This is a genomic window from Stenotrophomonas sp. HMWF023 (assembly GCF_003060985.1).
Classification (GTDB): Bacteria; Pseudomonadota; Gammaproteobacteria; order Xanthomonadales; family Xanthomonadaceae; genus Stenotrophomonas; species Stenotrophomonas lactitubi.
Genome location: NZ_QAIJ01000258.1, coordinates 1 through 14040, shown reverse-complemented (window position 1 = coordinate 14040; position 14040 = coordinate 1). Strand labels below are relative to the sequence as shown.

Genomic DNA, 14040 nt, shown 5'->3' with positions numbered 1-14040 from the left:
CCGGCAACGGCCCTGTCTGAAGGACCTCCCCCATGACCATTCCCGCCCTGCGCGATGTCCCCGGCGTCGCCGCCCAGGCCCCGGCCGAGACCACCGGCTTCGTCTTCAACCACACCATGCTGCGGGTCAAGGACGCCACCGCCTCGCTGGACTTCTACACCCGCGTGCTGGGCTACCAGCTGATCGACAAGCGCGACTTCGCCGAAGCCCAGTTCAGCCTGTACTTCCTGGCCTACGTACCGGCCGGCACCATGGTGCCGGAAGATGACAACACCCGCCGCCTGTGGATGGCCGGCCTGCCGGGCGTACTGGAACTGACCCACAACCATGGCACCGAGAACCAGGAAGGCTCCGTCTACCACGACGGCAACAGCGACCCGCGCGGCTTCGGCCACATCTGCGTGTCGGTGCCGGACATCGAAGCGGCCTGCCAGCGCTTCGAAGACCTGGGCGTGACCTTCCAGAAGCGCCTGACCGACGGCCGCATGAAGAACCTGGCCTTCATCAAGGACCCGGACGGCTACTGGGTCGAGATCATCTCCAACGCCTGACCCAGAAAGGGGCACAATTCCGGTAGCGCCGGGCCATGCCCGGCGGCCATGAGCAGGCCGCGCTGCGCGCTCGCCGGGCACGGCCCGGCGCTACCGACTCCGCCCCCCTTTTTTGCGAGGTTCGTATGGAAACGATGGAACTGCACCGTGGCCGCCTGATCGACCACATCCAGCTGGTCGTGCGCGACCTGGCCGCCAGCCGCCGCTTCTACCAGGCGGTGTTCGACACGATCGGCATCCCGGTGGCCGGTGAAGGCGATGACTACTTCTGGGCCGACGAGCTGTTCATTTCCAGTGCCAGCAGCGAGGCCGCCGCCGGCCAGTTGACCGGTCGCCACCACCTGGCGTTCCAGGCCCGCGATACCGCCACCGTCGATGCTTTCCACAGCGCTGCGCTGGCTGCTGGCGGCAAGGACAACGGCGCGCCCGGCGAGCGCCCTTACCATCCCGGCTACTACGGCGCCTTCGTGCTGGATCCAGATGGCAACAACATCGAGGTCGTCTACCACGGCCCGGCGAACTACAGCGCCGATTCGGTCAAGGTCAGCTTCTGATTCCTGCGCTACGCGCTCGCCGGGCATGGCCCGGCGCTACCAACGAAGAAGCCGGGCAATGCCCGGCTTCGTCTCATCGCACTGCGCAGGCCTCAGTGGGCCGCCATGTAGATGTCCTGCAGCACGGCCTTTTCCAGCTCCAGCTCGCCCAGCAGGTTCTTCACGATGTCACCCAGGCTGAGGATGCCGACCAGCGTGGCACCATCAGTGACCATCAGGTGGCGGCGACGCGAGTAGGTCATCAGGGACATGGCCTGCTTCAACGTGGCGTCCGGCGCGATGCCTTCCAGACCGGTGGACGGCAGGCTGGAAATCACCCGTCGGCCGGCCTGCGGACCATCATCGGCCAGGCTGCGGACGATGTCCTTTTCGGAAATGATGCCGACCGGGGCATCATCCTTCATCACTACCAGTGCAGCGATCCTGTTCGCGCTCATCTTGTGCGCGGCGGCACCGATCGTGTCTTCCGTGTCGATGGTGATGACAGCTTCTTTCTTGGATTGCAGGAGCTCGCGGACGTTCATTCTTGTTTCCTGGTGCAGGTCACTCAAGTCAAAAAAGTGTGCTCTGCCGATTCGCCCCCTCCCCGGGAACAGACCCTTCAGCGCACGTCTGGCGCACTTTGCCGGATCTGGCATTTCGCCAGCAGGCGGGCTAGGTGCTGCAACGCGAACGAGGCGGGTTCAACGGCTCAACCCGGATCTCGGTCAACTTGATTCTACGACTGCGTCCATCGGTCACTAGCGGCATCGATGGGACAGATTGTCGTGGGAACCGGCCAACGATCCAGAGAATGGCACCGTGGGTGAAACCGCCGCTGAATGCTGCTTGCAAGGAGCCCTAAAGTTTGCCGATTGCCAACACCAGCCTTCACCCTGGGCGGACCTGCTTCTTGCCACGAAGCATCAGACTGCCAGCCGCACAGGCAAGCATGGCGATGCCTGCCACAAGGAAGGCATCGCTGTAGGCCAACAGCAATGCCTCGCGATGAACGATCCTGTCGAGGATCGCGAACGCCTGCTGCCGTTCCAGTGCATGTCCATTGCCGAACAGAGCGGTGGCGCTGTCCATGGGGGCCTTGGCCAGCATCCTGACCAGCTCAACCACGCGCGCCTGGGTCGCTGGCGCGAAGGACGTCACCGATTCCCCGATGTGCAACGCATGCAGTCGCTCCCGGGTCACGATGAACTGACTGGCCACGGCGATACCGATCGCGCCACCCACATTGCGCACCATCGAGAACACGCCTGCCGCCGAGCCGAGCTCAGTGCGTTCCAGCCCTTCCACGGCCATCACACTGAGTGCGACCACGATCAGCGACTGGCCGATGCCACGCACGATCAACGACGGCACGATGACGTTGCTTGCCGCGTTGGCATCCAGGTGGATGTTCATCAGGCAGCCCACCGCCATGATGACGAAGCCCAGCACGATGACGGTCCGCACGCTGGTGCGCTTCATCAGCGGCGGCGTGGCGAAGGACATGATGAACTGCACGATGCCGTACGGAATCATGGTCAACCCGATCTGGCGCGCGTTGTAACCATGCACGTCGGCAAAGTAATTGGGAATGAGGAAAACCACCCCGAACACCACCGCGCCGAAAGTGAACTGCATCAGGCTGGCCAACCCGAAGTTGTAGCGGGAAAGCAGCCGAAGGTTGAGGAACGGCTCGCTGCGACGCAGCTCGATAGCGACGAACGCCACCAGGCCCACTGCAGCAATGAGCGTTGCCTCGATGATGAACGTCGAAGAGAACCAGTCTTTGCGACCGCCCTCCTCCAGCATGATCTGCAGCGCGGACAAGCCCAGGGCCATGGCGATGATGCCGCCCCAGTCGCCGGTCCGGAACCTGTGCAGCGCCATCGGCTGCGGCCGGATCGACCAGCCGATGGCAGCCAGCAGCAGCAGGCCGGGCGGCACCTGCAGATAGAAGATCGCCCGCCACGAATAGACATCGGTCAACCAACCCCCAAGCGATGGCCCCGCCGCCTGCGCCACGTTGTTGGCAATGGCGAACAACGCCATGCCAAACGGGTGTTTTGATGATGGAAGCTCGGTCACGATGAGCTGGAACGAGAGCGGGATCAGCACGCCGCCGAACGCGCCCTGCAGCGTGCGCGCCAGGATCATCGCGTTGATGTTGGGTGCGATCGAGCAGGCCATCGAGAAGAGCACGAAGCCTGCGGCCCCCACCATCAGCACGCGGCGCACGGTGAAAACCGATGCCAGCCAGGCCGCCAACGGAATGACGATGATCTCCGCGACAAGATAGGCCGTGGTGATCCACGACCCTTCCTCGAAGGTGGCACCCAATGATCCGCGCACATCCGGCAGCGACGCATTGGTGACGTGCACGTTCATGCCCGCCATGAAGCAGCCAACCACGCCACCGATCACTGCGACCCACGCACGCAGTGATACTGCGTCCTCGGCAGGGGTTGCCATGGTGGCGCTCATGGCGCGCGATCCGTGCGCGTGTCGATGGCTGCCACCACCGACATCCCCGGCCGCAGGAACGACAGCTTCGCCTGGCCGGCATCCACGGTGATACGCACCGACATGCGCTGGACGATCTTGGTGAAGTTCCCGGTCGCGTTGTCGGGCGGCAACAGGGCGAACTGTGCGCCGGAGGCAGGGGCGAAGCTTTCCACGCGTCCCTTCAAAGCGCGCCCGCCGAGTGCATCGACCTCGATCTCCACAGGCTGACCCGGCGCCACGCGTTCAAGCTGCACCTCCTTGTAGTTCGCGACGATGTAGATCTGGTCCGGCACGATCGCCATCAGCGGTGCGCCGGCACCCACGTAATCCCCCATCCGCAAGCTGCGTTGACCGACCGTTCCGGCCTGCGGTGCACGGATCACCGTGTGTTCCAGGTCAAGGGTGGCAAGGGCCAGACCTGCCTGGGCCTGCACCAATGCACCCTGCGCCTGGTCAAGCGCGGCGCTCGCGCGCTCACGCTCGGTCACCAGTACCCTGGTGTAAGCCGTGCTCGCAGCCACCGCAGCGCGCGCAGCATCCGTGTTCGCTGCAGTGCGCTGTGCGCTGGCATCTGCGGCTTCCAGGTGCTTCGCATCCGATGCCTGCTGGTCGGCAAGCAGACGTTCCCGGCGATAGGCCTGGGCGGCCTGACGGAGATCTGCCTGGTGCGCCCGCAGATCTGCGGCAGCAGCGGCAATCACGCTCTGCTGCCGCGTGCTCTGCGCGTCGAGGTTGGCGATGGCAGCCTGCTGCGCCCTTACCTGCGCCGTCGCCACTGCGACCGCGCCTTCGGCCTGGAGCAGACGCGAGCGATAGTCCCGATCGTCCAGCGTGGCCAGAATCTCACCCTCGGCCACGTGCTGGTTGTCACGTACCCGGACCGTGGCGATGTAGCCAGCGATTCGTGGATTGACCGTTACGATGTCGGCCCTGACGTAGGCGTTGTCGGTGCTGACCTGGAAGCGGCCTACTGTCCACCAGCGCAGGCCGGCACCGCCGCCGGCCAGGACGAGCAGCACGATTGCGCCGATAACCATGGGCCTGCGCTTCATCCGCAGGAGGGAGCGGGGGGAACCAACGGGTGCGCCGCGTGGAATGTCTGTGTCTGTCATGTCGTCTGTCGGGGGAGTGCGGGGGAAAAGGGTGGATCAGCGCGCGGCGTCATCGCTGCGGGTGATGGTGGGGAGATGCACGGCAGGCGCCTGTTCCCAGCCGCCGCCAAGCGACCGGAACAACGCAATCTGGTCGGCGGCGATCTCCGCCTCGGCGAAGGCGGCCATGGCCTGTGTCTCGATATCGCGGCGCTCCGCCTCGAGCACGTCCAGCTCGCTCGCCGCGCCGGCGTGTCGGCCCACCTGCGCCAGTCGAAGCGCCTCACCGCTCTGCACGGCAGCTGTCTTCAGCGCAGCGTGCTGACGCAGTGCTGCCTGGTAGGTCGCCAGCGCCTGTTTCACGTCTTTCAATGTGGCCAGGATCACCGCATCGAAACGCGCAAGCGCGGCGTGTTCCTGCGCTTCGGCATCGGCGATCTGCGCGCGCGCCGCGCTGCTGTTCGGGAAGCGCCAGGACAAGGCCGGACCCAGGTTCCAGGCAATCGACCCGTGATCGGTCAACCCGCCGGGCGTCGGCGCCGAACTGGCCACGGTGCCCAGAATGGAAACCGTGGGATACAGGCTCGCGGTAGCCACGCCGATCCGCGCGGTGCTGGCTTCCAGCCGGCGCTGTGCCTCCCGGATGTCCGGCCGTCGCTGCAGCAGCGCGGAGACATCACCGATCGGAAGCGGAGTATCAAGCTGCGGAACCGCGACGCAGCTGGTTGCGTCTGCGGGCAGGTCGTCCGGCGTCCTCCCGGTAAGCACAGCCAGTGCATACAGGGCATTCTGCCGACCGGCCTCCAGCGCGGGAATGGCAGCACGGGTGTGCTCGACCAGCGCAGCGGCACGCGCGACATCCAGTGATGTCGCATCCCCCGCATCACGCTGGGCCGTCTTCAGCGCCAGGCTGCGACTGACCAGGGCAAGCGAGCGGCGGGCAATCTCGGCGCGCGAGGCGTAGCCACAACTGTCCACATAGGCGCGCGTGGTTTCGGCGGCAACGACGACCCGCACGCTGTCTTCGGTGGCCTGGATCGCCTCGGCATCCGCCCGCGCCGCCTGGATGGATCGGGCAATCCGACCAAACAGATCCAGGCTCCAACCGGCTGCGAACCCCGCGCCGTAGCGTTGCCCGGTGCGGACTTCGGTCTGCTCCAGTGCGGCCGCGATCTGGTCGCTCATCGTGCTGCCATAGCCGACATCGCTGGACACCATAGTGGTCGGCAGCCGATCACCCTGGCGTTCGCGGAGCACTGCGTAGGCGGACTGCAGGTTGGCCGACGCAATCCGCAGATCGCGATTGTTTTCCAGAGCCTGGATGACCAGTGCATCCAGCGTGGCATCGCCATACAGGCGCCACCATCGGGGCACGGCGGGCGCGCCCGTGATCGCGTCGTTGTCGACGACAGTCATCGGCGGCGGGGCGAGGGTGGAACGCGGCGAACTGCTGGGACCGACCGCGCATCCACACAGTGCGGAAGAGACCAGAAAAGACAACAGCAAAGGACGGAAGACAATCATTGACGGGGTACTTGGGGTGGCGTGTGCCCAGGACACACATCACATCACCCGCCACTCTGTCCTTCTCCCGCCCGCCGGACTACCATCGTCTAGATATGGACAGAAAACGCACTGTCAGGGCGTGCCACGCAACCGAGCGCCCCGTTGCGGCATTGGCCACCCGACATCCTCACGGCGAACACATTGCCGCGCACCGCCATGCGCGCGCGCAGTTGATCCATGCGCTGACCGGGGTGTTGACGGTCATCAGCGCAGAAGGAAGCTGGGTCGTGCCATCCGGCAGGGCCGTGTGGATGCCAGAGAACGTGGAGCATCGGATCCGCATTGCCGGAGATGTCGCGATGCGGACGATCTACGTTGCACCCGGGATACGGCCGGATCTTCCCACCGGTTGCGAGGTCATCGAGGTCTCCGCTCTGCTGCGCGAGGCCATCATCGCTGCCACCGGCATAGCGCTGGACTATCGCGATGGCGGGCGGGACCACCGCATCATGGAACTGATCCTGGACGAGATCGAAGTGGCGCCGCGGCTTGGGCTGCACGTTCCACTACCACGCAACGCACATCTGCTACGTCTGTGCGAATGGATGATCGCCGAGCCTGCCGAGCCTGTAACGCTGGACGACCTGGCCGCACGGATGCACGTCAGCGGGCGGACGGTGGCACGGCTGTTCCACCGCGAGGTCGGGATGAGCTTCGGCGACTGGCGGCGGCGGATGTGCCTACTGCTCAGCCTGCCCCGCCTGGCCTCGGGGGCATCCATCCTGGAAGTATCGCTGGAGCACGGCTATCTGAGCCCCAGCGCCTTCTCGGCGATGTTCCGCCGCTCGCTTGGGGTGTCGCCCACCGAGTACCTGGTTTCCCGAGCATAACCGCGCAGACTGATTCGACGTATTCCCTGCAGTGCGCGCCACCGAAGCGTCTGCTCTTGCCGGTGGCGTCCAGTCTGGCCGGTGTGGATGATGCGGGCCGCCGCCGTCTGCTCCAGCTGCCAGCGGTCCGGATTGCCAAGGCGATATCGAACCACTGCAGAAACGCAGAAGGGCGAGAGCAACCGCGCCCTCGCCCCTCGTTCTTGATCAGCACGTCGTGGAATACACCGTCGTTCCGGCGGTCTGAGGCTTGCCCACTCCATAGCGCGGACACATGGCGGGCAGCACATCACCCGCCAGCCACGTCTGCTCTTACTCCACCGTCACGCTCTTGGCCAGGTTGCGCGGCTTGTCCACGTCGGTGCCGCGTGCCAGCGCGGTGTGGTAAGCCAGCAGCTGCACCGGGATGGTGTGCACCACCGGGCTGAGCACGCCGGCATGGCGCGGCGTGCGGATCACATGCACGCCTTCGGACTCGTTGAAGTTGCTGTCCTGGTCGGCGAACACGAACAGCTCGCCACCACGGGCGCGTACTTCCTGCATGTTCGACTTCACCTTTTCCAGCAGGCTGTCGTTGGGCGCGATCACCACCACCGGCATGTCCTCGTCCACCAGCGCCAGCGGCCCGTGCTTGAGCTCACCGGCCGGGTAGGCCTCGGCGTGGATGTACGAGATTTCCTTCAGCTTGAGCGCGCCTTCCAGGGCGATCGGATAGTGCAGGCCACGGCCCAGGAACAGCGCACTGCTCTTGCGCGCGAAGCGCTCGGCCCATGCGGCGATCTGCGGTTCCATGTTCAACGCATGCTGCACGCTGCCCGGCAGGAAACGCAGCTGCTCCAGGTAGTCTGCTTCCTGCGCAGCATCGACGCGGCCATGCAGCTTGCCCAGCACCACGGTCAGCTGGAACAGCGCGGCCAGCTGGGTGGTGAAGGCCTTGGTCGATGCCACGCCGATCTCGGCGCCGGCGCGGGTGTAGCAGACCAGTTCGCTGGCGCGCGGAATCGCGCTTTCCGGCACGTTGCAGATCGACAGCGTGTGCTTGTGGCCCAGCGACTTGGCGTACTTCAGCGCTTCCATCGTATCCAGCGTTTCGCCGGACTGGGAAATGGTCACGATCAGGTGCTTGGGATTGGCATACGCGGCGCGATAACGGTACTCGCTGGCGATCTCCACGCTGCACGGCAGGCCGGCGATGGCCTCGATCCAGTAGCGCGCGGTCAGGCCCGAGTAGTAGCTGGTACCACAGGCGAGGATCTGCACGCCTTCGATGCCCGACAGCACCGCTTCGGCATTCTTGCCGAACAGTTCGGCCGGGAAGCCACCGGCGTCGATCGCCGCTTCGATGGTGTCACCCAGTGCACGCGGCTGCTCGTGGATTTCCTTCTGCATGAAGTGGCGGTACGGGCCCAGTTCCAGCGAGGCCAGCGAGACATCGGAGAGATGTACATCGCGCTCGATCGGCTGATCGTTGCCATCGAAGATGCTCACCCCATCACGGCGGATCTCGGCGGTGTCGCCCTCTTCCAGGAAGATCACCTTGCGCGTGGCCGACAGCACAGCCGACACGTCGGACGCCACGAAGTTCTCGCCCTCGCCCAGGCCGACCAGCAGCGGGCAGCCCATGCGGGCGCAGACGAAACGTTCCGGCTCGGCACGGCTGATCACGGCCAGTGCATAGGCACCGGTCAGTTCCTTGACCGTGTGCTGCAGCGCGACCAGCAGGTCGTCGCCATTCTTCAGATGGTGGTGGATCAGATGGGCGATCACTTCGGTGTCGGTCTGCGACTCGAAGGCATAACCCAGCGCGCGCAGCTTCTCGCGCTGTTCTTCATGGTTCTCGATGATGCCGTTGTGCACCAGCGCCACGCCATGGCTGATGTGCGGATGCGCGTTCGCCTCGGTGACACCGCCATGGGTGGCCCAACGCGTGTGGCCGATGCCCAGGCTGGCCGTGAAGCCTTCGGCCTCGGCAGCGGTGGCCATTTCAGAGACACGTCCGGTGCGGCGCACGCGGCGCACGTCAGCGCGCTCGGCATGGTCGATCACGGCGATACCGGAGGAATCGTAACCACGGTATTCCAGTCGCTTCAGTCCTTCGATCAGGACCGGCACCACATCCCGTTGGGCGATCGCACCTACGATTCCACACATGTCACGCATTTCCTTGAAGACGGTCGGCGCATTCTAGCCTGCGTGTCCGCCAGCCCCCCCTCCTGTCCGCTTAATGAAAGTGTCCGGAAAGGTGTCCGCGGACACCCGGACAGTAATGACGAATCCGCAAATCATTGATGGAAAAGGAAATAAAGTTGGCACGCTGTGTGCTTTGTGTAGGGCACCACTCTGGCACCACCGACAGGCACGAACCCGATGATCCGCGACACCTCCGCCCAGGACCAGATCGTTTCCTCCGCTTCGGCCAGTGCTCCCAAGGCCGCATGGCACCGTTACCGCTGGCCGGCCCTGGCTGGCATCGCCCTGCTCGCCGGCATCGGCTGGGCCGTGCACGCCTGGTCCAACGCCAGCCGCTCGTTCGACAGCAGCCGGGTGCGCGTGGCCGAAGTGCAGCGCGGCGACCTGGTACGCGACATCGCCGCCGACGGCCGCGTGATCGCCGCCAACAGCCCGGTGCTGTACGCGATCTCCGCCGGCACGGTGGACCTGAAGGTGGTGGCCGGCGACGTGGTCAAGAAGGGCCAGCAGCTGGCGATCATCGACAGCCCCGAGCTGCGCAGCAAGCTGGCGCAGGAGGAGGCCACCCTGGCGGGTCTGGAAGCCGAGGCCAGCCGCGCCAACCTGGACGCCACCCTGGCCCGGGCCAAGTCACGCAAGGAAACCGATCAGGCCAGCATCGAGCGCCAGGCCGCCGACCGCGACCTGCAGCGCTATCAGCGCGGCTTCGATGGCGGTGCGGTGCCGCAGATCGATCTGGCCAAGGCCCAGGACACCCTGAAGAAGGCCGACATCAGCCTGGCCAATGCCACCACCGATGCACGCCTGCAGAGCCAGGGCGCGGATCTGGACGCACGCAACAAGCGCTTGCTGGCCGATCGCCAGAAGGCCGTGGTGGCCGAAGTGCAGCGCCAGGTGGACGCCCTGACCCTGCGCGCACCATTTGATGGCCAAGTCGGTCAGGTGCAGGCCACCCAGGCCACCAACCTTGCCGCCAACGCACCGGTGCTGGGCGTTGTCGACCTGTCCAAGTTCGAAGTCGAGATCAAGGTGCCGGAGAGCTTCGCGCGCGACCTGGCGATCGGCATGCCGGCGCAGCTGACCGGCGGCAACGGCCAGCCGTTCCCGGGCGAGATCAGTGCGGTGTCGCCGGAAGTGGTCAATGGCGAAGTCAACGCACGCGTCCGCTTTGCTGCGGCCCAGCCGGAAGGCCTGCGCCAGAGCCAGCGGATGTCGGTGCGGGTACTGCTGGATACCCGCAAGAACGTCATGAAGGTCGAGCGTGGCCCGTTCGTGGAACAGGGCAACGGCGTGGCGTACGTGATGGATGGCCGCACCGCGGTGCGCCGTCCGATCGAACTGGGCGTCAGCAGCCTGGGCGAAGTGGAAATCAAGTCGGGTGTGCAGCCGGGAGACCGCATCGTGGTCTCGGGCAGCGACCTGTTCAAGGACGCCGAACGCGTCTCCGTCAACTGACAACTCATACATCCTGGAGAGAGGACACCCCATGTACATGCTCGAAATGCGTTCGGTCGCCAAGGTCTTCCGTACCGAACAGGTGGAAACCCACGCGCTGCGTTCACTGGAACTGCAGGTCAAGGAAGGTGAGTTCGTCGCCGTCACCGGCCCGTCCGGCTCCGGCAAGACCACCTTCCTCAACATCGCCGGCCTGCTGGAAACCTTCACCAGCGGCACCTACATGCTGGATGGCCAGGACGTCAGCAAGCTTGGCGACGATGCGCGCAGCCGCCTGCGCAACCAGAAGATCGGCTTCATCTTCCAGGGCTTCAACCTGATTCCGGACCTCAACCTGTTCGACAACGTGGACGTGCCGCTGCGCTACCGCAAGATGAGCGCCGGCGAGCGCCGCGAGCGCATCGAGAAGGCGCTGAGCCAGGTCGGCCTGGGTTCGCGCATGAAGCACTACCCGAACGAACTCTCCGGCGGCCAGCAGCAGCGCGCGGCGATTGCCCGTGCCCTGGCCGGCAGCCCCCGTCTGCTGCTGGCCGACGAACCGACCGGCAACCTGGACACGCAGATGGCGCGCGGGGTGATGGAACTGCTGGAGGAGATCAACGCCGCCGGCACCACCATCGTGATGGTCACCCACGATCCGGAACTGGCCGCACGCGCGCAGCGCAACGTACACATCGTCGACGGCCAGGTCACCGACCTGGTGCGCGAGCCAGTGCTGGCCACCCCACGTCGCATCGTCGCCGTCAACGAGTGAGGGCACGACCATGTTCGCCTACTACGCCCGACTGGCGGTGCGCAGCTTCCGCCGCAACAAGGTACTGACCGCGCTGATGGTGGTGGCCATCGCGCTGGGCATCGGTGCTTCGATGACCACCCTGACCGTGTTCCATGTGCTGTCCGGCGATCCGATCCCGGACAAGAGCGATCGCCTGTTCTACGTGCAGGTCGATCCGCGCCCGCGTTCGGGTTACCTGACCGGCGAAGAGCCGGAGACCCAGATGACCCGTTTCGATGCCGAAACGCTGCTGCGCGAGAAGCGTGGCGAGCGCCAGGCGATGATGAGTGCCGGCGATGTGACCGTCGAACCGGAAGGCAGCACGTTGAAGCCGTTCAACATCGATACGCGCTGGACCTCGGCCGATTTCTTCCCGATGTTCAACGTGCCGATGCTGTATGGCCGCGCCTGGACGGCCAGCGACGATGACGGCCGCGCCCGCGTAGTGGTGCTGTCCAAGGTGATCAACGACAAGCTGTTCCAGGGTGCCGACAGTGTCGGCCGCGAGATCCGTGTCGATGGCCACTCGCTGCGGGTGATCGGCGTGATGGACACCTGGAATCCGGAACCGCACTTCTTCGACCTGACCGTGGGCAACTACGGCCGCGAAGAGGATCTGATGATGCCGCTGTCCACCGCAATGGACCTGAAGTTCGGCAGCAACGGCAACATGAACTGCTTCCGCGACGGTGCTCCCGACGATGACAGTAATTCGATCAACGCACCGTGCACCTGGATCCAGTACTGGGTGGAGCTGGACCCGTCCAAGGCCGAGGACTATCGCCGCTACCTGGTCAACTATTCGGACCAGCAGCGTGCTGCCGGCCGTTTCGAGCGTCCGGCCAACGTGCGCCTGCGCACCGTGATGGAGTGGCTGACCTTCAACAACGCAGTGCCCAGCGACGTGCGCCTGCAGATGTGGCTGGCGCTGGGTTTCCTCGGTGTGTGCCTGGTCAACACCGTCGGCCTGCTGCTGGCCAAGTTCCTGCGCCGCAGCGGTGAAATCGGCGTGCGTCGCGCACTGGGCGCCAGCCGCGGGCAGATCTTCCTGCAGTGCCTGGTCGAAGCGGGTGCGGTGGGCGTAGTCGGTGGCGTGCTCGGTATCGGGCTGGCGCTGCTGGGCCTGTACGCGGTACGCCAGCAGCCGGTGGACTACGCCAAGCTGGCCCACCTGGACGGCAGCATGCTGCTGCTCTCCCTCGGCCTGACCCTGCTCGCCAGCATCGCTGCCGGTTTCCTGCCCGCCTGGCGCGCGATGCAGGTCACCCCGGCCATCCAGCTCAAGTCGCAGTAAGCACCAGAACGAGGACTTCCCATGGACATCCGCCCCATCCTCAGCACTCTGCGCCGGCACAAGACCGCAGCCGCATTGATCGTGCTGGAAATCGCCCTGACCTGCGCCATCGTCTGCAATGCCCTGTTCCTGGTCACCCAGCGCGTGGAAAAGATCAGCCAACCCAGCGGTCTGGTCGAGAACGAACTGGTCATGGTCCGGGTCAACGGCATCGGCAAGCAGACCAACGCCATGGCCCGTACCAACGAAGACCTGGCGTCGCTGCGTGCGATCCCCGGCGTGACCAACGTGACCAAGGTCAACCAGCTGCCGTTCCGCCGCAATTCGAGCAACACCAGCATCTCGCGCGAACGCGAACAGGAACGCCCCACCGCCTTTGTATCCATGTACATGTTCAGCGAGAACGCTCTGCCGACGCTGGGCCTGCAGCTGGTCGCCGGCCGCGACTTCCTGCCCAGCGAGTACATCGACTACGAGGAGGCGCAGAAGAATCCCAAGCCTGACCGCGCCTCACCGGTGATCATCAACCAGCAGGTCGCCGCCAAGATGTACCCGGACCAGAGCGCGCTGGGCAAGACGTTCTACATGGGCAACCAGGGCCTGCATGTGGTCGGCGTGGTCGCGCACCTGGCGACACCGACCGACTACAACGACAACAGCACCTTGTCGATGATGCTGCCGGTGCGTACCGACTTCACCCGCGGGCCGTACATGCTGCGGACCTCTCCGGAGCGCCGCGATGAAGTGTTGAAGGGCGCGCTGGCCGCGCTGGAGCACAACGACCCCAACCGCCTGGTGCGCGAGAAACTGACCTACCAGGAACAGCGCGCCGACTACTTCAAGAACGACCGCTCCATGGTCGGCCTGCTGGTCACCGTGTGCATCGCACTGCTGGTGGTCACCGCACTAGGCATCGTCGGCCTGGCCAGCTTCTGGGTGCAGCAGCGCAGCAAGCAGATCGGTATCCGCCGCGCATTGGGCGCCACCCGCGGCCAGATCCTGCGCTACTTCCAGACCGAAAACTTCCTGCTGGCCACGCTGGGCATCGTGCTGGGCATGCTGGCGGCCTATGCCATCAACCTGGCACTGATGAACATGTACGAGCTGCCGCGCATGCCGCTGCTGTACCTGCCGCTGGGCGCGGCAGCTCGTACATGTTCATCAGTGCCAGGGTGATGGCATAGGCCGCCAGCATGCCCAGCACGATGCCCAGCGTGGCCAGCAGGAAGTTTTCGGTCTGGAAGTAGCGCAGG

General features: G+C 65.3%; 12 protein-coding genes. 7 read left to right on the top strand and 5 right to left on the bottom strand.

The features are described 5' to 3' along the window. Positions 1 to 32 precede the first annotated feature (32 nt). Together gloA and DBR20_RS14445 are read left to right on the top strand one after the other, a co-directional pair. Positions 33 to 551 carry a lactoylglutathione lyase gene (gene gloA, locus DBR20_RS14450; protein WP_108266653.1) on the top strand — a complete coding sequence of 173 codons (519 nt, stop codon included), beginning with the start codon at positions 33 to 35 and terminating at the stop codon, positions 549 to 551. A gap of 125 nt (positions 552 to 676) precedes the next feature. After that, a complete protein-coding gene (locus DBR20_RS14445; protein ID WP_025877330.1) occupies positions 677 to 1105 on the top strand; it encodes a VOC family protein in 429 nt (142 codons plus the stop codon). A 92-nt stretch (positions 1106 to 1197) separates the two neighbouring features. On the opposite strand, the gene DBR20_RS14440 is transcribed toward DBR20_RS14445, so the two are convergent. From DBR20_RS14440 to DBR20_RS14425, 4 genes are all read right to left on the bottom strand, one after another. After that, positions 1198 to 1629 carry a CBS domain-containing protein gene (locus DBR20_RS14440; protein ID WP_089237013.1) on the bottom strand — a complete coding sequence of 144 codons (432 nt, stop codon included), beginning with the start codon at positions 1627 to 1629 and terminating at the stop codon, positions 1198 to 1200. A gap of 346 nt (positions 1630 to 1975) precedes the next feature. Beyond that, positions 1976 to 3553, bottom strand: coding sequence for a DHA2 family efflux MFS transporter permease subunit (locus DBR20_RS14435; RefSeq protein WP_219927815.1), 1578 nt, complete (start codon positions 3551 to 3553; stop codon positions 1976 to 1978). 8 nt (positions 3554 to 3561) lie between these two features. Then, entirely contained in the window at positions 3562 to 4623 is a 1062-nt protein-coding gene (locus DBR20_RS14430) for an HlyD family secretion protein (protein ID WP_219927814.1), read from the bottom strand. Between the two features lie 111 nt (positions 4624 to 4734). Continuing rightward, a complete protein-coding gene (locus DBR20_RS14425; RefSeq protein WP_108266650.1) occupies positions 4735 to 6201 on the bottom strand; it encodes a TolC family protein in 1467 nt (488 codons plus the stop codon). Between the two features lie 152 nt (positions 6202 to 6353). Here DBR20_RS14425 and DBR20_RS14420 point away from each other — a divergent pair, with 152 nt between their 5' ends. After that, on the top strand, positions 6354 to 7073 hold the full coding sequence (locus DBR20_RS14420; protein ID WP_219927813.1) for a helix-turn-helix transcriptional regulator: 720 nt from the start codon (positions 6354 to 6356) through the stop codon (positions 7071 to 7073). A gap of 312 nt (positions 7074 to 7385) precedes the next feature. Here the strand turns inward: DBR20_RS14420 and glmS are convergent, their stop codons facing one another. Beyond that, positions 7386 to 9224 (bottom strand): glutamine--fructose-6-phosphate transaminase (isomerizing), encoded by a 1839-nt coding sequence (glmS, locus tag DBR20_RS14415; protein WP_108266649.1) that lies wholly within the window; start codon positions 9222 to 9224, stop codon positions 7386 to 7388. A gap of 216 nt (positions 9225 to 9440) precedes the next feature. Here glmS and DBR20_RS14410 point away from each other — a divergent pair, with 216 nt between their 5' ends. Genes DBR20_RS14410 through DBR20_RS14395 form a run of 4 tightly spaced genes read left to right on the top strand, consistent with a single transcriptional unit; the run spans position 9441 to position 13963 of the window. Next, the gene (locus tag DBR20_RS14410; protein ID WP_108266648.1) at positions 9441 to 10718 is read left to right on the top strand and encodes an efflux RND transporter periplasmic adaptor subunit; all 1278 of its coding nucleotides are present in this window, start codon (positions 9441 to 9443) and stop codon (positions 10716 to 10718) included. 31 nt (positions 10719 to 10749) lie between these two features. After that, positions 10750 to 11472 carry an ABC transporter ATP-binding protein gene (locus DBR20_RS14405; protein WP_032976565.1) on the top strand — a complete coding sequence of 241 codons (723 nt, stop codon included), beginning with the start codon at positions 10750 to 10752 and terminating at the stop codon, positions 11470 to 11472. Positions 11473 to 11482: 10 nt separating this feature from the next. Further along, positions 11483 to 12787, top strand: coding sequence for an ABC transporter permease (locus DBR20_RS14400; RefSeq protein WP_108266647.1), 1305 nt, complete (start codon positions 11483 to 11485; stop codon positions 12785 to 12787). A gap of 21 nt (positions 12788 to 12808) precedes the next feature. Continuing rightward, positions 12809 to 13963: an FtsX-like permease family protein gene (locus DBR20_RS14395; protein WP_108266646.1), complete on the top strand. Its 1155-nt coding sequence runs from the start codon at positions 12809 to 12811 to the stop codon at positions 13961 to 13963. Positions 13964 to 14040: the final 77 nt, after the last annotated feature.

Coding starts and splice junctions, on each gene's coding strand:
- gloA (WP_108266653.1), top strand. CDS start 33: ATGACCATTCCCGCCCTGCGCGATGTCCCCGGCGTCGCCGCCCAGGCC.
- DBR20_RS14445 (WP_025877330.1), top strand. CDS start 677: ATGGAAACGATGGAACTGCACCGTGGCCGCCTGATCGACCACATCCAG.
- DBR20_RS14440 (WP_089237013.1), bottom strand. CDS start 1,629: ATGAACGTCCGCGAGCTCCTGCAATCCAAGAAAGAAGCTGTCATCACC.
- DBR20_RS14435 (WP_219927815.1), bottom strand. CDS start 3,553: ATGGCAACCCCTGCCGAGGACGCAGTATCACTGCGTGCGTGGGTCGCA.
- DBR20_RS14430 (WP_219927814.1), bottom strand. CDS start 4,623: ATGGTTATCGGCGCAATCGTGCTGCTCGTCCTGGCCGGCGGCGGTGCC.
- DBR20_RS14425 (WP_108266650.1), bottom strand. CDS start 6,201: ATGATTGTCTTCCGTCCTTTGCTGTTGTCTTTTCTGGTCTCTTCCGCA.
- glmS (WP_108266649.1), bottom strand. CDS start 9,224: ATGTGTGGAATCGTAGGTGCGATCGCCCAACGGGATGTGGTGCCGGTC.
- DBR20_RS14410 (WP_108266648.1), top strand. CDS start 9,441: ATGATCCGCGACACCTCCGCCCAGGACCAGATCGTTTCCTCCGCTTCG.
- DBR20_RS14405 (WP_032976565.1), top strand. CDS start 10,750: ATGTACATGCTCGAAATGCGTTCGGTCGCCAAGGTCTTCCGTACCGAA.
- DBR20_RS14400 (WP_108266647.1), top strand. CDS start 11,483: ATGTTCGCCTACTACGCCCGACTGGCGGTGCGCAGCTTCCGCCGCAAC.
- DBR20_RS14395 (WP_108266646.1), top strand. CDS start 12,809: ATGGACATCCGCCCCATCCTCAGCACTCTGCGCCGGCACAAGACCGCA.